This is a genomic window from Desulfovibrio sp. ZJ746 (genome assembly GCF_011039155.1).
Lineage (GTDB): Bacteria > Desulfobacterota > Desulfovibrionia > Desulfovibrionales > Desulfovibrionaceae > Desulfovibrio.
The window spans coordinates 41,661-60,178 of the sequence record NZ_JAAKEK010000007.1; the positions used below are offsets into that span (position 1 = coordinate 41,661).

Annotated in this window: 19 protein-coding genes; 15 read left to right on the plus strand and 4 right to left on the minus strand. The window is 66.3% G+C overall.

Annotation, left to right across the window (positions count from 1 at the left end):
• The first annotated feature begins 151 nt into the window (after positions 1 to 151).
• The 7 genes from G7Y54_RS10635 (at position 152) to G7Y54_RS10665 (ending at position 7,722) form a co-directional block, all read left to right on the plus strand.
• On the plus strand, positions 152 to 1,228 hold the full coding sequence (locus G7Y54_RS10635) for an RluA family pseudouridine synthase (protein ID WP_165079388.1): 1,077 nt from the start codon (positions 152 to 154) through the stop codon (positions 1,226 to 1,228).
• Positions 1,229 to 1,265: 37 nt separating this feature from the next.
• Positions 1,266 to 2,648 (plus strand): ribosome biogenesis GTPase Der, encoded by a 1,383-nt coding sequence (der, locus tag G7Y54_RS10640; RefSeq protein WP_165079387.1) that lies wholly within the window; start codon positions 1,266 to 1,268, stop codon positions 2,646 to 2,648.
• A gap of 197 nt (positions 2,649 to 2,845) precedes the next feature.
• Positions 2,846 to 3,973, plus strand: a complete 1,128-nt coding sequence (locus G7Y54_RS10645; protein WP_165079386.1) for a branched-chain amino acid ABC transporter substrate-binding protein — start codon at positions 2,846 to 2,848, stop codon at positions 3,971 to 3,973.
• Positions 3,974 to 4,093: 120 nt separating this feature from the next.
• Positions 4,094 to 5,002: a branched-chain amino acid ABC transporter permease LivH gene (locus G7Y54_RS10650; RefSeq protein ID WP_165079385.1), complete on the plus strand. Its 909-nt coding sequence runs from the start codon at positions 4,094 to 4,096 to the stop codon at positions 5,000 to 5,002.
• A 2-nt stretch (positions 5,003 to 5,004) separates the two neighbouring features.
• Positions 5,005 to 6,243: a high-affinity branched-chain amino acid ABC transporter permease LivM gene (gene livM / locus G7Y54_RS10655; RefSeq protein WP_165079384.1), complete on the plus strand. Its 1,239-nt coding sequence runs from the start codon at positions 5,005 to 5,007 to the stop codon at positions 6,241 to 6,243.
• Complete coding sequence (locus G7Y54_RS10660) at positions 6,240 to 7,025, plus strand: ABC transporter ATP-binding protein (RefSeq protein ID WP_165079383.1); 786 nt, start codon at positions 6,240 to 6,242, stop codon at positions 7,023 to 7,025. The genes livM and G7Y54_RS10660 overlap by 4 nt, the downstream gene beginning before the upstream one ends.
• Positions 7,018 to 7,722, plus strand: coding sequence for an ABC transporter ATP-binding protein (locus G7Y54_RS10665; RefSeq protein WP_165079382.1), 705 nt, complete (start codon positions 7,018 to 7,020; stop codon positions 7,720 to 7,722). Before G7Y54_RS10660 ends, G7Y54_RS10665 begins: the two co-directional genes overlap by 8 nt.
• Before the next feature lie 479 nt (positions 7,723 to 8,201).
• Here the strand turns inward: G7Y54_RS10665 and G7Y54_RS10670 are convergent, their stop codons facing one another.
• Positions 8,202 to 8,783 (minus strand): DJ-1/PfpI family protein, encoded by a 582-nt coding sequence (locus G7Y54_RS10670; protein ID WP_165079381.1) that lies wholly within the window; start codon positions 8,781 to 8,783, stop codon positions 8,202 to 8,204.
• Positions 8,784 to 8,921: 138 nt separating this feature from the next.
• Here G7Y54_RS10670 and G7Y54_RS10675 point away from each other — a divergent pair, with 138 nt between their 5' ends.
• From G7Y54_RS10675 to G7Y54_RS10710, 8 genes are all read left to right on the plus strand, one after another.
• Positions 8,922 to 9,179, plus strand: a complete 258-nt coding sequence (locus G7Y54_RS10675; RefSeq protein ID WP_165079380.1) for a zinc ribbon domain-containing protein — start codon at positions 8,922 to 8,924, stop codon at positions 9,177 to 9,179.
• 219 nt (positions 9,180 to 9,398) lie between these two features.
• A complete protein-coding gene (locus tag G7Y54_RS10680; RefSeq protein WP_165079379.1) occupies positions 9,399 to 9,641 on the plus strand; it encodes a hypothetical protein in 243 nt (80 codons plus the stop codon).
• A 118-nt stretch (positions 9,642 to 9,759) separates the two neighbouring features.
• Positions 9,760 to 10,053 carry a hypothetical protein gene (locus G7Y54_RS10685; protein WP_165079378.1) on the plus strand — a complete coding sequence of 98 codons (294 nt, stop codon included), beginning with the start codon at positions 9,760 to 9,762 and terminating at the stop codon, positions 10,051 to 10,053.
• Between the two features lie 26 nt (positions 10,054 to 10,079).
• Positions 10,080 to 11,000: a DUF2333 family protein gene (locus tag G7Y54_RS10690; protein ID WP_165079377.1), complete on the plus strand. Its 921-nt coding sequence runs from the start codon at positions 10,080 to 10,082 to the stop codon at positions 10,998 to 11,000.
• Positions 11,001 to 11,256: 256 nt separating this feature from the next.
• Positions 11,257 to 12,033, plus strand: a complete 777-nt coding sequence (locus G7Y54_RS10695; RefSeq protein ID WP_165079376.1) for a nitroreductase family protein — start codon at positions 11,257 to 11,259, stop codon at positions 12,031 to 12,033.
• Positions 12,034 to 12,212: 179 nt separating this feature from the next.
• Positions 12,213 to 12,542, plus strand: a complete 330-nt coding sequence (locus G7Y54_RS10700) for a MarR family winged helix-turn-helix transcriptional regulator (RefSeq protein ID WP_165079375.1) — start codon at positions 12,213 to 12,215, stop codon at positions 12,540 to 12,542.
• 137 nt (positions 12,543 to 12,679) lie between these two features.
• Positions 12,680 to 13,465 (plus strand): nitroreductase family protein, encoded by a 786-nt coding sequence (locus G7Y54_RS10705; RefSeq protein WP_165079374.1) that lies wholly within the window; start codon positions 12,680 to 12,682, stop codon positions 13,463 to 13,465.
• 59 nt (positions 13,466 to 13,524) lie between these two features.
• Complete coding sequence (locus tag G7Y54_RS10710; RefSeq protein ID WP_165079373.1) at positions 13,525 to 14,058, plus strand: flavodoxin family protein; 534 nt, start codon at positions 13,525 to 13,527, stop codon at positions 14,056 to 14,058.
• Between the two features lie 61 nt (positions 14,059 to 14,119).
• Here G7Y54_RS10710 and G7Y54_RS10715 read toward each other — a convergent pair whose 3' ends face one another.
• From G7Y54_RS10715 to G7Y54_RS10725, 3 genes are read right to left on the minus strand one after another with little or no spacing between them, the layout of a single operon-like run.
• Positions 14,120 to 14,803 carry a class II aldolase/adducin family protein gene (locus G7Y54_RS10715; RefSeq protein ID WP_241159463.1) on the minus strand — a complete coding sequence of 228 codons (684 nt, stop codon included), beginning with the start codon at positions 14,801 to 14,803 and terminating at the stop codon, positions 14,120 to 14,122.
• Positions 14,800 to 15,849: a thiamine-phosphate kinase gene (gene thiL, locus G7Y54_RS10720; RefSeq protein WP_165079372.1), complete on the minus strand. Its 1,050-nt coding sequence runs from the start codon at positions 15,847 to 15,849 to the stop codon at positions 14,800 to 14,802. Before thiL ends, G7Y54_RS10715 begins: the two co-directional genes overlap by 4 nt.
• 1 nt (position 15,850) lies before the next feature.
• Positions 15,851 to 18,133, minus strand: coding sequence for an ATP-dependent helicase (locus tag G7Y54_RS10725; protein ID WP_165079371.1), 2,283 nt, complete (start codon positions 18,131 to 18,133; stop codon positions 15,851 to 15,853).
• Positions 18,134 to 18,518 lie beyond the last annotated feature (385 nt).

The following is an 18,518-nucleotide window of genomic DNA, read 5'->3' on the forward strand; positions in this document are numbered from 1 at the left end:
GACAGGCCGGGGCGGAATCCCAGCCCCACATGGCGGACGGCTGCCTGCGGACCAGCGGCGGCGTTTCGCAGCAAGGCGCGGGCAAGCGGGGCCTGGCGGGCCGGGGCGCCGCTCCCTTGACGCGGGCCTTGCCTTTAGCCACTATGGCGGCATGTCCGAGCTCGAAACGGCTGCGGATCCCGGCCCGGCGGACGGTTCGCCCTTTCCCCCGGTGGGCCGGGCGGAAAGCGGCCAGAAACTCCTCCAATTTCTCCAGCGCCGGCTCAACCTGCCCCCGGCCCTCCTCCACCGCTGGATACGCACCGGCCAGATCCGCCTCAACGGGCGCCGGGCCAAGCCCTTCGCGCGCGTGAACGAGGGAGACATGGTGCGCCTGCCGCCCTTTGCGGGCGCCCTGGCCGCCCAGGCGGGCGCGCCCCTCACGGACGGCCGCGCCGCCGAGCCCCCGCAGGGCCCCACCGCCACGGCGGATGCGCCCCCCCTGCCGCCGCTGGTCGGCACTTTCGGCGACATCTGGGCCTTCCACAAGCCCGCGGGCCTTCCCACCCATCCCGGCACCGGCCATGAGGACAGCCTGGGCACGCGGCTCGCCGCGCATGCGCCGGGGGCGGCCTTTCCGCCAACGCCCGCGCACCGGCTGGACAAGGACACCTCGGGCATCCTCCTCGTGGCGGCAACGCACGCGGCCCTGCGCGATCTCCAGCAGGCCTTCCGCGAACGGCGCATGGTCAAGGAATATGTGGCCTGGGTCGCCGGGAAGTGGCCCTTCGCCGAGCCCCGGCTGTTGCGCGCCCATGTGCATAAGGAAGGCGCGCCCGGGGCCGAGCGCATGCGCGTCTGCGAGCCGGGCCGCGAGCCGCCGGACGCCCGCGAGGCGCTCTGCGTGGTGCGGCCCCTCGTCACCGGGGAGGCGGCAAGCCTGCTCCAGATCCGGCTCATCACCGGGCGCACCCACCAGATCCGCGTGCAGCTTGCGGCGCTCGGCCATCCCGTCCTCGGGGACGGCAAGTACGGCCGCGGCCGGCGCGAGTCGTGCCCTGCCATGTGCCTGCACGCCCTGCGCGTCATCCTGCCCGACGGGCGCGCCCTCGAGAGCCTGCCGGACTGGGCGCCCCCCTACGCCCTCGACGCACTCCCGGAACCCATGCCCATGGAAGCCGCGGAAGCGGCCCCCCACCATATTTTCCCCATCCCCGCCGCCGGGGCCGAGCCCGGCGCGCCGCACTGAAACCGGCGCATCCGCCGCCGCATGCCAGAGGCTCACCGTGCCAGACGCTCCCGCTGAAAAACTCCCCGTGGTCGTGCTTCTCGGGCGCCCCAATGTGGGCAAGTCCACCCTGTTCAACCGGCTCATCAGGAGCAACCGCGCCATCACCCACGACATGCCGGGCGTCACGCGCGACCGCATGGAGGGCGTGGTGCGCCGCAAGGGCCAGCCCTCCTTCGCCGTCATCGACACGGGGGGTATCACCCTTGACGCCCACGCGGGCGTGGCCGAGGGGCCCGAGGGCATCCGCGGCTTCGAGGCCCACATCCTCGCCCAGGCGGACGCGGCCCTCGCCACCGCAGCGGCCGTGGCCCTCGTGGTGGACGGGCGGGCCGGGTTGCTGCCGCTGGACGAGCACCTTGCCGCACATGTGCGCCGCAAGGGCCTGCCCACGCTTTGCGTGGTCAACAAGGTTGACGGCGCGGAGCACGAGGACGAGCAGCTGGCGGAATTCCACGCCCTGGGCTTCCCGCTCCTGGCCGTCTCGGCCGAGCACGGCCACCATATGCCGGCGCTGGCCGAAGACCTCGCCGCGCTCGTCTCGCCCGGGGGCGAGGAACTGGCCGCGCCGCCCGAGGCCCCGGCCCTGCGCCTCGCCATGCTCGGCCGCCCCAACGCGGGCAAGTCCTCCCTGGTCAACGCGCTCGCCGGCGAGGAGCGGATGATCGTCTCCGACGTGGCCGGCACCACGCGCGACAGCGTGGATGTGCGCTTCACCCGGGGCGGCCGCGACTACGTGTTCGTGGATACGGCCGGCGTGCGCCGGCGCACGCGCATCGAGGACAGCGTGGAGAAATATTCGGTGAACGCGGCCATCAAGTCCACCACCAAGGCCGACGTGACGGTGCTCGTGCTCGACGTGGCCGAGGGCGTGAGCCAGCAGGACAAGCGCCTCATCGACATGCTGGACACGCGGCGCATCCCCTTCCTCATCTGCCTCAACAAGTGCGACCTCGTGCCGCGCGGCCAGCTGGACGCGGCCAAGAAGCGCGTGGACGAGATCCTCGCCTTCTGCCGCTATGTGCCGGTCTTGCCCGTTTCCGCGCACACGGGCAAGGGCCTTGACGCCATCCTGCCCATGGCGGAGGAGATCAAGCGCGAGTGCGGGGTGCGCGTGCCCACGGGCCAGCTCAACCGCGCCATGGAAGCGGCGCTCACCAGACACCAGCCGCCGGTGGTACGCCGCTCGCGGGCCAAGTTCTTCTATATGACGCAGGCCGAGTCCGAGCCGCCCACCTTTGTGTTCTTCGTCAATGACGCCGAACGCGTGCCCGAGAGCTATGTGCGCTACCTTGAGCGCACCCTGCGCGAGATGTTCGGCATCAAGCACGCGCCCATGCGCATCCACCTGCGCTCGAGCCACAAGAAAAAGGGGGAGTAAGGACGGCAAAAGGCGCGCCGGCGGCCGGCCAGCGGATTGACAGGCTTGCCGCAATAGGGCACAACATGACACTTCCCCACGCGAGACCTGTGCGCGCTTTTCAGCCGGGACCGTCTTCTTCAGGCAGCCCTGTGGCTTGCGCCCGCGCCCCGCGTTTGTGCAGCCCCGGATCATCAGTTTTTTAAGGAGACCCGCTCATGAAAAAAGGCTTGGCTCTTTTCGCAATGGCCTGCATGCTCGGCTTTGGCGCTTCCGCGGGCGCGGCCGACAGCATCAAGATCGGCGTCCAGGGCGCCCATTCCGGCGACCTCGCCTCCTATGGCGTGCCCAGCCTGAACGCCGTCAAGCTCGTGACCGAGCAGGCCAACGCCAAGGGCGGCGTGCTCGGCAAGCAGGTGGAAATCGTCGCCCAGGACGACCAGTGCAAGCCCGAAATGGCCACCAGCGCCGCCACCAAGCTCATTTCCGACCAGGTGGGCGTGGTCGTGGGGCCCATCTGCTCCGGCCCCACCACGGCCTCGTTGCCGCTCTTCCAGGAGGCGGGCCTCATCGCCGTTTCGCCCACGGCCACCACGCCGGGCCTCACCGAGACCGGCAAGAACCCGCTCTTCTTCCGCACCGTGGCCAATGACAACGCCCAGGCCAAGCTCACGAGCGATTTCATGCTCAACAAGCTGAAGGTGAAGAAGATCGCCTATCTGCATGACAACGGCGACTACGGCAAGGGCTTTGCGGACAACAACCGCGCCCTCATGGAAAAGGGCGGCGCCGAGACCGTGCTCTTCGAGGCCGTGACGCCGGACGCCGTGGACTTTTCCGCCGTGGTGCGCAAGCTGCGCCGCGCCAAGCCCGACATCGTGGTCTTCGGCGGCTACCAGCCCGTGGCCTCCAAGCTCGTGCAGCAGATGCGCCGCGACCGCCTCGACACGCCCTTCATCGGCCCGGACGGCGTGAAGGACGAGACCTTCCTCAAGATGACCGGCAAGGACAGCGAGGGCGTCTACGCCTCCTATCCCAAGGACACGAGCTCCCTCGAGGAATACAAGCACGCCCGCGACGCCCACGTGAAGGCCTATGGCAGCGAGCCCGGCTTCGGCTATTACAACGCCTATGCGGCCACCCAGTGCCTGCTCGACGCCATCGCCAAGACCGGCGGCACGGACACGGCCAAGCTCAAGGAAGCCCTGCGCACCAACGCCGTGGACACGCCGCTCGGCAAGATCCGCTTCAATGACAAGGGCGACGCCGCGGGCATGGCGCTCTCCATCTATCAGGTGAAGGACGGCAAGTTCGTGGAGCTCGACCACAGCGTGGTCCTCGAATAACAGGGAAACCGGGAACAGGCGGGGCGGCTCCCGAGAGGCCGTCCCGCACCCGGCAAGCGCCGGGCGCGCCCGGCGGCTCCTGCGCGACCGTCCTTTCGGCAAGGCAACACGCACACGCAGATGGACATCCAGTTCTTCATCGAGCTCTTCTTCGGCGGCCTCACCCGGGGCAGCATCTACGCGCTCATCGCGCTCGGGTACACGCTCGTCTACGGCATCATCGAGCTCATCAACTTCGCCCACGGCGAAATCTACATGCTCGGCGCCTTCACGGCCCTGCTCGTGGCCGGGGCGCTCGGGGTGTACGGCTTCCCTGCCGGCGGCATCCTCGTGGTGGCGGCGCTCGTGGCCGTCATCTGGTGCGCGGCCTACGGCTACACGCTGGAGAAAGTGGCCTACAAGCCCCTGCGCGGCGCGCCGCGCCTTTCGCCGCTCATTTCGGCCATCGGCATGTCCATCTTTTTGCAGAACTATGTGCTCTTGGCGCAAACCTCGGACTTCGTGCCCTTTCCGCGCCTGTTGCCGGAAATGGAATTTCTCGAGTACATCGACTATGTGATGGGCCCGAGCGACTTCCTCATCCTGCTCGTGAGCACGCTCGCCATGGTGGCGCTCTCGCTCTTCATCCGCTTCACGCGCATGGGCAAGGCCATGCGGGCCACGGCGCAAAACCGCAAGATGGCGCTTTTGCTCGGCATCAACGCGGACTGGATCATCTCGCTCACCTTCATCATCGGCTCGGCGCTGGCCGCGCTCGGCGGCGTGCTCATCGCCTCGCACATGGGCCAGGTGAACTTCGGCATCGGCTTCATCGCGGGGCTGAAGGCCTTTACCGCGGCCGTGCTCGGCGGCATCGGCTCCATCCCCGGCGCCATGGTGGGCGGTCTCGTGCTCGGCCTCGCCGAGAGCTTCACCACCGGCTATTTCTCCGGCAATTATGAGGACATCCTGGCCTTCGCCATCCTGATCCTCATCCTCATCTTCCGCCCCGACGGCATCCTGGGCAAAGCCAAGGTGCAGAAGGTCTAGCCATGCACAAGCTCGGCAAAGCCCTCATCACCGCCGTCTGGTTCATGGTCCTGACCCTCCCGGTCATGGGCATCCGCCTGAACCTGCTGGAAAATTCCGTCCAGTGGCGCCTTGACCGCATCCTCGCGCTGGGCGTGGCCATCTTCTTCCTCTCCCTGCTCTGGAACTGGTGTTTCGCGCGCAAGGCGCGGGGGCTGCCGCTCGTGGCAGTGCCGCCCGCGCTCGCCGCAGGGGTTCAGGAGCTCATGGCGCAGCAGGGGCTTAGGCGCGGGGGCCTCGCGCTGCTCGTCCTGTGCCTGCTCGCCATGCCGCTCGTAGGCTCCTTCTACCAGACCAACATCATGATTTCGGCCATGCTCTACATCATGCTGGCGCTCGGCCTGAACATCGTTGTCGGGCTGGCCGGCCAGCTGGTGCTGGGCTATGTGGCCTTTTACGCCGTGGGCGCCTATGCCTACGGCCTGTTGAACCAGTTTTTCGGCTGGGGTTTCTGGACGTGCCTGCCCATCGGGGGGCTGCTCGCGGCGCTCTTCGGCCTGGGCCTTGGCTTCCCGGTGCTGCGCCTGCGCGGCGACTATCTCGCCATCGTCACCCTGGGCTTCGGCGAAATTGTCCGTCTCGGCATGCTCAACTGGACGAGCCTCACCGGCGGCCCGCGCGGCATCAGCGATATCCCGAGGCCCGGCTTCTTCGGCATGGAGATGGGGATCAACGAGTCCACCATCTACATCTATTATCTCGTGCTCGCCGCCGTGGCCGTCACCGTGGCCGTCATCTCGCGCCTCAAGAACTCGCGCGTGGGCCTCGCGCTCCAGGCCTTGCGCGAGGACGAGATCGCCTGCGAGGCCATGGGCATCGACATCACGCGGGTCAAGCTCTCGGCCTTCGCGCTCGGCTCCTGCTGGGCCGGCTTCGCGGGCGTCATCTTCGCCGCCAAGACGACCTTCATCAATCCCTCGAGCTTCACCTTCATGGAGTCGGCCATGATCCTCTCCATGGTGGTATTGGGCGGCATGGGCTCCATCTCGGGCGTGATCATCGCGGCCATCATCCTCATTCTCGCGCCCGAATACCTGCGCGCCTTTTCCGAATACCGCATGCTCATCTTCGGGGCCATCATGGTCATCATGATGATCTTCCGGCCGCAGGGCCTCATCAGCGGCGAGCGGCGGCACTACCGCATCAGCGCGCTCCAGGGCGGCAAGAACGGCGGTGCGCCCGCTGACGGGGGCCGGCCATGAAGCCCGTGCTCGAGGTGGAGGATCTCTCCCAGAATTTCGGGGGCCTCAGGGCGCTCAACGACCTGAGCCTGCATGTGGACGCGCGGGAAATCGTGGCGCTCATCGGCCCCAACGGCGCGGGCAAGACCACCTTTTTCAACTGCGTGACCGGCATCTATACGCCCACCGAGGGCCGGGTCTACCTCTATGACGCCGAGGGCGAGCGGCACCTGCTCAACGGCAAGAAGCCGCATGCCATCACGGCGCTGGGCATGGCGCGCACCTTCCAGAACATCCGCCTCTTCAACGAGATGACCGTGCTTGAAAACGTCATGGTGGGGCGGCACTGCCGCACGCATGCGGGCATCCTCGGGGCGCTTGCGCGCGGGCCGCACACCCGGCGCGAGGAGCAGGAGAGCATCGACGTGAGCTATGCCCTGCTCGAGAGCGTCAACCTGCAGGAAGTCTGGAACGAGACCGCGCGCAACCTCGCCTACGGCGCGCAGCGCCGGCTCGAGATCGCCCGGGCGCTGGCCACCGAGCCGCGCATGCTGCTCCTGGACGAGCCGGCCGCCGGCATGAACCCGCAGGAGACGCGCGAGCTCGAGGCTCTCGTGCGCGGCATCCGCGCCTCGCGCGAGATCTCCATCCTGCTTATCGAGCACGACATGAGCATGGTCATGTCCCTTTCGGACCGCATCTACGTCATGGAATACGGCTCCTGCATCGCGCAGGGCACGCCCGATCAAGTGCGCGGCGACCCGCGCGTCATCAAGGCGTACCTGGGGGAAAGCGATGCTTGAGATGCGCGGCGTGGACTCCTATTACGGCAATATCCAGGCCTTGCGGGATATTTCGCTGCATGTGGACGACGGCGAGATCGTCACCCTCATCGGAGCCAACGGCGCGGGCAAGTCCACGACGCTGATGACCATCTGCGGCATCATCCGGCCCCGGCGCGGCGAAATTTTCTGGAACGGCAGGCCCATCCACGAGCTCGCGCCGCACGAGATCGTCATGCTCGGCATCTCGCAGGTGCCCGAGGGGCGCCTCATTTTCCCGGACCTGAGCGTGCAGGAAAACCTCGACCTCGGGGCCTTTTTGCGCCGCGACCCGCAGGGCGTGCGTGAGGACATGGACTATGTGTTCGAGCTCTTCCCCATCCTCGCCGAGCGGCGCCGGCAGGCCGGGGGCACGCTCTCGGGCGGCGAGCAGCAGATGCTCGCCATCAGCCGAGCGCTCATGGCCCGGCCCTCGCTGCTTTTGCTGGACGAACCCTCGCTGGGGCTCGCGCCCATCATCATCCAGCAGATCTTCGCCATCATCGGCCGGGTGAACGCCAACGGGACAACGGTCTTTCTCGTGGAGCAGAACGCCAACCAGGCGCTCCGCATCGCGCACCGGGGCTATGTGATGGAGAATGGGCGCATCGCCATGGAGGGCCTTGCGCAGGACCTGCTCCAGAGCCCGGAAGTGCGCAGCGCGTATTTGGGGATGTAGGCGGTGTTGCACATCCATTCTCGATGCTTTGTTGCTTGAGTTGGTCTGTGCCTGTGCGGCCTCTGTAATGCCGAAAGTATCCGTCAAAAACAGCCTTTTTTGTTCCGACTGCGTCAGAGAAAAATTTCCTCGGTCGAGTACTTAAGTACACTCCCTTCGGAGCTTCAGCCGTTGCGACGAAGGAAGCTACGGATGAAGACAGCAGCAAGTTACCGCGAAAGTCAACCAACGATGCCACTGTCGCTATCCGTAAGGCTCGTGGACTCGCCAACGGCTAGCGCAATTTTTATCTTCCTTGTCGGAACAAAAAAATCTTATTTTTTAGGATTCTTCCGGCGGTAGCACCCGTCTTCCGCTTCGCTCCAGACGGAATTAAGGAATATCTGTCAACTATCGCGTTCCTTGCCCACAATTAAAATAAAACAGCCCGCGGTGAAGCAGTTCGCCGCGGGCTGTGTGTCTCTTTTTCCCGGTAGCGGCTAGATGCTGATCTTGCCGCCGAGCAACTTGATGAACTCGGCCATCCACGCGGGATGCGCGGGCCATGCCGGCGCGGTGACGAGCATGCCGTCCACCACGGCGTTGCTGCACGCGGCGTTGGGGTCGGCCCAGGTGGCGCCGGCGTCCACCACGTCGGGCTTCACCGCCGGGTAGGCCGTGCAGGTGCAGCCCTTGAGCACGCCCGCGGCCACGAGGATCTGCGGGCCGTGACAAATGGCGGCGATGGGCTTTTTGGCGGCGTGGAACTCGCGCACGATGTCAAGGATGCGCTCGTTGAGGCGCAGGTATTCGGGCGCGCGGCCGCCCGGGATGACGAGGCCCGCGTATTCCTTCACGTCCACGGTGTCAAAGTCGTGGTTGATGGCGAAATTGTGGCCGCGCTTCTCGCTGTAGGTCTGGTCGCCCTCGAAGTCGTGCACCGCCGTCTTGACCGTGTCCCCGGCGCGCTTGCCCGGGCAGACGGAATGCACCTCGTAGCCCGCCATCTGGAGCATCTGGAACGGAACCATGGCTTCGTAATCTTCCACATAATCGCCGGCCAGCAACAGGATCTTCTTCATGGCGTCTCCGCGTGGGGCCCGGGCGGCCGGGTTGCGGCGCCCAGGGTTAAACGGTTTCCTTTTTCCGTGTATTTCAGTATATCCGCACTGGACGCCTCTCCGCAAGCGCGCGGAAGGCACAGAGACCGGGAGTGGCCCATGCCGATGTTCGAGTTTTGCTGCCGCGCCTGCGGCGAGGTCTTTGAAGAACTGCTCAAAAGCGGCGACGCGGCGGCGCCGGCCTGCCCCAAGTGCGGCGCGGCCGACACCGTGCGCCGCATCGGAGCGCCCGCGCCGCTCAAGACGGGCGCCTTTCCCTACAAGCCCGGACCGATGCGCCCGCTCGGTACGGGCGGCCCCTCCTGCGGGGCTTGCGGGAGCGGTGGCGGCATGGGGGGCGGTGGCTGCGGGGCCTAGCGGGCACCCGGCGGGCGCGGCGGCGATGTGCGCCTCTCTTTTTCCCTGCCCTAATGCTTTCTTGCAAACAGCCGATGAATCCGGTAGTTTGGCACTCTAGGGTGTCTTCCTCCCCGCATGGGGAAAGCACGCTGACGCGGCGAGTGGCGCCGCGCTTCCGGCGGCCTGTTCAGGGCCCGGAGGCGCCGCGGCAGGGCCGCACAACGAGGAGACCGCATCATGCCCGTTCCTGTTGTCTACACCCCCGTACAACCCATTGACATCACTGATCATGTCCTGACCATGCTCGGCCAGAGGCTCGGCCACGGCCACGAGCTCACGCTCTCCGAACGGCTCATGGCCATGACCGCCACCGCTGCCACCACGTCCGACCGCTATGGCCCGGGGCCCGCCGACATGGTGGTGTCGAAGCCGGAACTCCCCGAAACCGTCAAGGGCGTCCTGGCGAGCTACATCGGCTGAACCGCTTTCGGGCGCCGGGCCTGAGGGCCGGGAGGCGCGTTCCCGGCCCGTAAGGCGGCGCCGCTTGCGATGAGGCGCCCCGGCACAAACGCCGGCCCGAAACGCCGCGGAGACAAGCGTGAACGAATCCATCGACGACCTCACCGTGGAATATGAGGAAAACGGCCAGCTCCTCGTCAAGGAGATCGACAAGGCCGTGCTCTCCAAGGGCGCCTGGACGACCATCCTCTTCCGCTACCAGCAATGGCAGCCGGAGACCGGCGACTACGGCCCGGACAAATACGTCATCCAGCGCTACAAAAAGTCCGGCGGCGAATATCGCCGGCAATCCAAGTTCAATATTTCCAGCAGCGAGCAGGCCCGCAAGATCGTGGACACGCTTTCCGCCTGGATCGACAGCGCCGATGCCTGAGCGCCGCGCGGCATGAGAGGACACGCATGAAACTTCAGGACATTCCCGGCATCCACAAGACCCGCATCGTGCTCAGGACACTGGGCGTCCAGTTCTGCATCCTGCTCGGCATCCTCGTGGCGCTCTGGGGACTGCAAAGGCTCTATTCCGCGGTGGACCAGACCAGCTTCCCCGAGGCCATGGCCCTGCCGGAGAACGCCGCCAACCTCCCCGAGAACGAAAAGGGCAAGATCCTGCTCGACGCCATCACGTACCAGATGCGCCACGAGCTTGATTCCACCTTCGGCTGGACCTTCAACGACATCATCTTCAACCGCTTCTTCTTCGACAACCGCGCCTACCGGCAGTACGGCGTCTATCACGCGACCAGGTTCCTGCTCGACCTCTATTCCAGCCAGATCGCCAAGCTCGGCGCCAGCGACCGGGAGAGCGAATTCCTCTACAAGGCGCGCATCAACAATTTCGCCATCGACCCGCGCAGCTTCATGTTCCCCTCGGCGGAGGGCTCCTACAAGAAGGGCCTCAAGCTGCTCGAGCAGTACAAGAACTCGCTGGACACGGGCAAGGGCGTTTACAATTGCCGCACCGACGACCTCTATGCCTCCTTCGTGACCGTCACCGGCGAGAACATGCTCGGCTACTGCCTCGGCCTGCTCGAAAACTCGCAGGAAATGCACTTCTATGAGCTCGACAACCGCATCTATGAAGTGCAGGGCATCTGCCTCGTGCTGCGCGACTTCATCAACACCCTCTATGCGCTCTATCCCGAGATCAGCGCCAAGAACAACGCCGAGAACATGAGCGCGGCCATGGGGTATCTTGACCGCATCTGCACCTATGACCCGCTGTGCATCACCTCCTTCTTCAATTCCGGCGAACTCGTGACCTCCTGGCTGCTTTTCGCCAAGGCGCGCCTTGAGGACATCCGCGACAGCATCCGCATATAAGCGGCGCCTTTTCCCGCCGTGGAGCCCCCGGAGCGGCCTGGTTTCAGGAGCGTCGGGGGCTTTTTTGCGCCGCCGTGAAAGGGTTGACAGGAAAAACCATTGCATATACATGGATTTTGTCAGGGTATGCACTCTCTGCCGTCGGGCGCAGCCCCGGCAATTTTCCCATCCTTTTCCCAGCTTCGGCGCGAAGCGCTGCGCTGCGCCTTTTACGGGTGGCACTACTCGTCACGCCGAGCCAGTGGAGGCGAAACTCATGGCTCCTGTCACCTTCCACGTCGATGCCGATACCTGCGTCCGTTGCGGGCTGTGCATCAAGGATTGCCTTTTCAAGATCATCGAGATGGGCGAGGTTCCCTTCATCGACCAAGAGAACCGGGAGAAGTGCATCCATTGCGGTCACTGCCAGGCCATCTGTCCCACGGCCTCCATAACGCTGGACGGGCATGACCCGCACATGCTGGAGGCGGCGGAAAAGCCCCTGGCCGAGGCGCAAGTGCGCGCCCTCATCCACGGGCGGCGCTCCGTGCGCGAGTACCAGCGTGAGGATGTGGATGACGCGCTGCTTGAGCGGATCATCCGCATGTGCTGCTGGGCTCCCACAGGCTCCAACAACCGGGGCGTCGGCTACATCGTTTTCAACGGCCGGGCGAAAGTGGAACAGCTCCTCCAGGCCACCCTGGAGATAATGGACCGGCATGGCTTGTACCCAGCGGCCGCGAAACTGGTTGCGGCCGGCAATGACCAGGTCTTCCGCGGCGCGCCCTGCGTGCTGCTGACCCATGCGCCGGCGCAACTGCTGGCGGGCGCGGATTGCGCCACGGCATTGGCCGCTCTGGAGCTGGCGCTCCCCAGCTTTGGGCTCGCCTCCTGCTGGGCCGGGATATTCACGCGCGTCTGCGACAAGGGGCTGCCCGCCGGCCTCTCCCTCCCCGAGGGGCACAGGCTCTACGGCGGCCTGATGATCGGCAAGCCGGCTGTCTCCTATAAGCGCGTACCCTTCAGGCCCGAGCCCTCCATAACGTGGATGTAGTGTCAGGCCAGGCCGAGTCCCCATGACTGGCTATGTTGTCCCCTCGGCCGCATGACAGCACAGGGAGGTGATGCCCCATGAGTGATATACGCTATAAAACGAGTTGCCTCTGCCTCCAGACGCGGCGGGCGGACCGGGTGCTGACCCAGCTGTATGATTCCTTCATCAGAAAGGCCGGCATGAAAAGCACCCAATACTGCCTGTTGCGCTGCATCAGCAATCTCGGCGAGCCCTGCCTTTCGGACGTGAGCTCGGCCCTGTGCATGGACCAGACCACGGTGAGCCGGAATATCGACAAACTCGAGCAAAACGGGCTCATCGTCACCGCCCCCGCCAGTGAGGACCCGCGGCGCAGGCTCATCCGCGCCACACCCGAGGGGCGCACGAAACTGCAGGCGGCGCGCGCCGCCTGGGAGCAGGCCCAGCGTTCAGTAAAAGATCGCATCGGCGAGGAGGATTTCCAGCAGCTCTACCTGTTGCTGGACAAGATCGCCGATGTGCTGGGCTAGTTTCATCAAGCCGTTCGGGAACGAGGGCGGTTGCGGGAGTCCACGCGGATTTTCGGAAACATACATGTAGATACATACATTTTGCGAGGCGATGTGCCGCGTCGGACGCTTCTCAACAACAACCAAGGGAGGAAACCATGGAGCCTGTGAAATTCAAGGCCGATGCCGAAACCTGTGTGCGCTGCGGTCTATGTGTGAAAGACTGCCTTGAGGGTATCATCGAACTTGGGGAGATCCCGGCCATCGCCCCGGAAAACCGGGGCAGATGCATCCACTGCGGCCACTGCCAGGCCATTTGCCCCACGGCGTCCATAAGCCTGGACGGCCATGCCGCGGGAGACCTCGAGGCCATGCCGAATCCGCTCAGCGAGGCGGACGTGACGGGGCTTATCAGGGGCAGGCGCTCGGTACGCGAATACAAGACCGAGCCCGTTGACGAAAAACTGCTGGAACGGATCATTGACCTCGCCTCCTATGCGCCCACGAGCACCAACAGCCGTCAGATCGGCTACCTCATCGTCAACGGCAGGGAGAAAGTCGAAAAGCTCGGCCGCCTGACGGCCGACATCATGCGCAAGGACGCTTTTCTCACCCGCCTTCTGGAGGACGCCCCGGCCGGGCGCGACAGGATCTTTCGCGGCGCGCCCTGCGTGCTCATCGCCCACGCGCCGGAGGCCATCCCGCTTTCCGCCGCGGATTGCGCCACCGCCCTGGCCGCCCTGGAACTGGCGCTGCCGTCCTTCGGGCTCGCCTCCTGCTGGGCGGGCATCTTCACCGTTGTCTGCGGCAAGGAGACGTCGCGGGAGCTCCCGCTCCCGCAGGGCGACAGGATCTATGGCGCGCTGATGATCGGGCGCCCCGCCATTGCATATAAGCGCGTCCCGTTCAGGAGCAGGCCGCGCATCGACTGGCTGAACCTGTAAAAGACGGACGGGGACGTGTCGAAGGACGCAAGACATCATATACAAAAAAGGAGCAGACGATGAAGATCCTCGTTCTCACCGGGAGCCCCAGGAAAAAGAGCAATTCCAACATCCTTGCCGATGAATTTATACGCGGCGCATCTGAAAACGGCCATGACATCTTCCGCTTTGACGCGGCGCGCAGCGACGTTCATCCCTGTGTCGGCTGCAATTCCTGCAAAAAGGACGGCCCCTGCATTTTCAAGGACGATTTCCAAAAAATCCGGGAGCATATCCTCCCGGCCCGCATGGTGGTTTTCGTGAGCCCCCTCTACTGGTTCGGCTTCTGCACACAGTTGAAAACGGTCATCGACAGGTTTTATGCGCTGGACAAAAAACTCCATGCGCCCAAGGAGGCGATCCTGCTCTCGACGCATCTCAACACAGCCGAGGAGCCCAATATACCCCTTGCCATGACCTATCAGGCCATGCTCGCCTATCTCGGCTGGAGCAACAGGGGCATCATCCAGGCCGGCGGCCTTGAGGAAGCCGGCTCCATCACGGCAACCGGCTTCCCCCGAGAGGCCTATGAACTCGGGAAAAGCATCGCCTGAGGCGAGCTCGCGCCTGCCGCAAGGCCGTTCCGCCCCGCCGGGGCAGTAGCGGCCTTGCGGTTCACGCCCCCAGCGTCAAAAGCTGCACGGCCGCCAGGTGTTCCAGCTCCTCGCTCATGGTGAGGGCGGCCCCGAGGCTCGGCGCAAAGGCGCAGAGGCCGTGGCCCTCCATCCACACCGCGCCGCCGGCAGCGTTCACGGCCGTTTCCGGCAAGGTGGCCGCGGCTCTCGCCACTTCGTCCGCCAGTTCCCGCGTGCCGGGCGCGAGCGCCGCCGCCACGGCCAGCCTTGCGCGCCAGACATCGGCCTCGAAAAGCGGCAGCCGCAACAGCCCCGCGGCGCCCTCGCCCCGCGCCCGCAAGACGAGGGAGAGGGCGAGCAGCCGGCGGGGATGCGTGTGCAGCACGGCCCCGCACCGGGCCTGCGAGGCGTAGAGCGCCAGATGCACCGCCGCCTCCGAGGAGGCCGGCCCGTTGGCGAGGCATGCGCCCGTGGCCGCATCCAGCAGGCACATGTCCGCTGGCGTAAGGCGCCCCTTGGCCGCGCCCGTGCGCGTCATGCAGAGCAGCCCCGCGCAAGCGTCGGATGCCTCCAGCCGCAGGCTGGCGTTGCCGTTGCAGCCGGAGAGCAGGCCCTCCCGCCAGGCGTCGCGGCACACGGCGCGAAGCTCCTCAACCGCGCGGCACACGAGCTCCGGCGCGGGCATAGCGGCCGCCGCGCCCTCCACATTCTCCTCGTTCTTCATTGCCCCGCTCCTTCTCCGGCACTCTCGAAATGGTCAAATCCGTGCAGCCCGGCCAGGGACTCGCCGTTGCAGGTGAGGCCGCCGCCGTCCGTAACCGTGCCGATGGCCATGAAGCCCGGGATGGCCGCATGCAGGGCGGGCAGCATGTCGGGCGCGCAGGCGCCGAGCAGGGCGTAGTCCTCCCCGCCGAGCAGGGCCTCGTGCACAGGGTTTTTGCCGGTTTCTGCGGCATGGCGCAGCACTTCCGCATGCAACAGGCGCTGCGGCAGCACGAGCTCCGCGCCCAGGGCATTGCCGTGCAGCCCGAGCTCGCCCGAGAGGCCGAGCAGGCGCGGCAGGTCGCGCAAAATGCCATCCGAAAGGTCCATGAGCGCGGGCGGCCGGGCATTGCTCCCCGCGCGGGCGAGCATGAGGCCCGCGCCCGCCTGCGGCTCGGGCCGCAAATGCGCGGCGCAGGCTGCCGGCCAGTCTTCCAGGGCGGCGCGGCCGCGCGCTTCCAGCACGGCGAGGCCCACGCGCGCGAGCCCGAGCGGCCCCACCACGAAGAGCGCGTCGCCGGGGATGCTCCCCCCGCGGGAGAGAAAGGCATCCATCTGCGTGCCGTTGGCGCTCTCGCCCCACACAGTCACCGAGATATGCAAGTCCTTGCTGCGCGAGAGGTCGCCCCCGGCCAGCGCCATGCGCTGCTCGCGCGCAAGAGTGGCCATGCCCCCAAAAAAGGCGTCCAGCCAGGCCATGCCGGCCCATGGGGGGAGGCCGAGGCAAAGCGTGAAGGCCAGCGGCCGCGCGCCACAGCCGGCGAGGTCGCTCACATTGACGGCCAGCGCCTTGTGGCCCAGCTCCTGCGGGGTGAAATAGGAGCGGCGGAAGTGCACATCCTCCAGAAAAAGGTCGCTGCTCACGCAGAGCGGCCGCTCGGCGCGCAGCACGGCGCAGTCGTCGCCGCGGCCGAGCAGGAGCGAGGGATGCGTGTTGGGGAAGTGGCGGCCGAGCAGGCCGAGGATGCCGTCCTCCGAAGGCACGGACGGCGCTGGCGCGGACAGCATTTCAATCCTCCATGAGGAGATAGTCCGTCAGGATGACCTTGAGGCCAAAACCGGGAAAATTCACCTGTGCCTTGTCCGGCGGGATGCGGCGCACGATCTTGCCGCGCCCGAAGATGCGGTGCCGGCAGTGGCAGAGCGGGCCATCCGCCGTGCTTTCCGGCGCGCCGGTCTCCCCGGGCGCCGGGCCGTGCGCCGCGCTGATACCCGTGAGCCCGGCTGTCTCGGGCCATTCGTCGGGGGGGAGCTGGCAATCCTCGCCAGCGTCATCCCCCGCGTTCGCGGCCGGGAATGTGGGCACCGGCCGGCGCAGCCCACCCTCGCGCCGGCGGCAGAGGCGGCCGCCAAAGCCCTCCGTCCATTCCTCGGCGAGCCCGGGGCCGAGCTCGCGCACAAAGGGGCTTTGCGCGGCGTGCACGGCGCCGCGCTCCGAGCGGCTGTAGATGGTGGCGGGCGCGTAGAGCTCCAGCTGCTTGCGGGCGCGCGTGCAGGCCACGTACATGAGGCGCCGCTCCTCCTCGAAATCCTCGGGCCGCGTGAGGGCGTGGCGCGAGGGGAAGCGGTCCTCCACGAGGTCGATGACGAGCACGGCGCTCCACTCCAGCCCCTTGGCCGAATGGATGGTGGAAAGCGTGACCTTGCCGTCGCCGTCGTCCGCCGCGGCCTCCTCCTCCGGCGATTCCAGGGCCTGCTCGGCCACGAAGAGGTCAAGGTCGGTATAATTGGCCGCGATCTGGAGGATCTCCTCCAGGTCTTTCTGGCGCTGCGGCCAGTCATCGGGATAGCGGCTCTCAAGGCGCGGGCGGTAGCGGTCGATGACCTGCTCGAAAAAATCCACGGGCGCGGGCGAGGCCTCGCGCAGGCTCTCCACAAAGCGCAGGTCGTCCGCGAGCTCCGGGTAGCGGGCGAAGGCCTTGGCCTGCGCGGCCGCATCGCCGGTGCGCAGGGCCGCATACAGCCTTTCCACCGTCTTGGGCCCCACGCCCTTGTGCATGGCCGCGATGCGCGAAAACGAGGGCAGGTCGAGCGGGTTGAGCGCGAGCCGCGCGAAGGCGACCACATCCTTGTTATGGGCGAACTCCGCAAAGCGCAGGCCGCCGTATTTGCGGAAGGCGATGCCCGCGCGCTTGAGCGCCGCCTCCAGCGCGAAGGAGTGCCGCCCGGCGCGGAAGAGCACCGCGATCTCGTGCGGGGCGTAGACTTCCAGCAATTCGGCGATGCGCCGCGTCACGAGGGCGGCCTGCGTCTCGTCGCTCAGGGGCGTCACGAGCCGCACTGGCTCGCCGCCCTCCTTCTTCGTGTAGAGGTGCTTGTTGAACGATTCCGCCGCGTGCTCGAGCAGGCTGTTGGCCACGTCGAGCACGTGCTTCGTGGAGCGGTAATTCTCCTCGAGGGGCAGCACGCGCGCGCCGGGAAAGAGCTTGGGAAAGTCTAGGATATTGCGCACATTGGCGCCGCGGAAGGCGTAGATGGATTGCGCCTCGTCGCCCACGGCCATGACATTGCACAGCGCGGGCGCGCCGTGGCCACCCTCGCCGCCCGTGCCGCCCTCATCAACTGGCCCGGCCAGCAAGCGCACGATGCGCGCCTGCACGAGATTGGTATCCTGGTACTCGTCCACGAGGATGTGCCGGAAGCGCGCCCTGAGCGCCGCCGCGGCCTCGGGATTCTCACGCAGCAGGGCCTCCAGCTCGAAGAGCAGGTCGTCGTAATCCAGAAGCCCGTTTTCGCGCTTGTAGGCGGCGTAGGCTTCGCCCAGCTTCCCGAGCTGCTCCGCATAGGGCTCGAGGTGGAAGGCCTCGCGCCGGAGCACCTCGGAAAGCGGCAATTCCTTGTTGCGCGCCTTGCTCAGGAAGGCCACGATGCTCGCGCTCTTGGGGAAGGAGCGGTCGCCCTTGCCGAGGTCGAGCCGGGCCTTGCACTGGCGCACGGCGGCCGTGATGTCGGACTGGTCCATGAGGGTGAAGGGGCGCCCCGTAAGCCATGCCGGGCGCCAGCGGCGCAGCACCCCGTAGGCGAAGGCGTGGAAGGTGCCCCCCGCAACGCCCGAAAGCCCCTGCCCGAGCAGCGCCCCGGCCCGCTGGAGCATCTCGCGCGCGGCCTTGCGCGTGAAGGTGAGCAAGAGGATGGACTCAGGGCTCACGCCGTGCTCGGCGAGCCATGCGAGGCGGTAGACGATGGTGCGCGTCTTGCCGCTGCCCGCCCCCGCCACCACCAGCACCGGGCCGTCGCCGGCGGTGACGGCCGCGAGCTGTGCTTCGTTGAGCGCCTGGGCGTAGTCGATCATCAGTGCTTCCCGAAAGGCTCCGCTTTCCCTGCGAGTGGGCGGTGTGTGCTGCCCTGTAACGCCGAAATTATCCGTCAAAAACAGCCTTTTTGCTGCTGGCGGCGTCAGAGAAAAATTTCCTCGGTCGAGTACCTGAGTACACTCCCTTCGGAAATTTTTATCTTCCTTGCCAGCAGCAAAAAATCTTATTTTTTAGGATTCTTCCGGCACTAGCACCCGTCTTCCGCTTCGCTCCAGACGGAATGAAGGAAGATCCCTCAACCGTATGGTATACCTGAGCTCCAAAAATCCTGCGGCCACGGTGCCAAGTTACAACATGAACCTGAGCCGTTGTCATCCTCTACCACAGGGGCGGGCGAAGGTACAGCCGGCCGCCCCGCGTTGA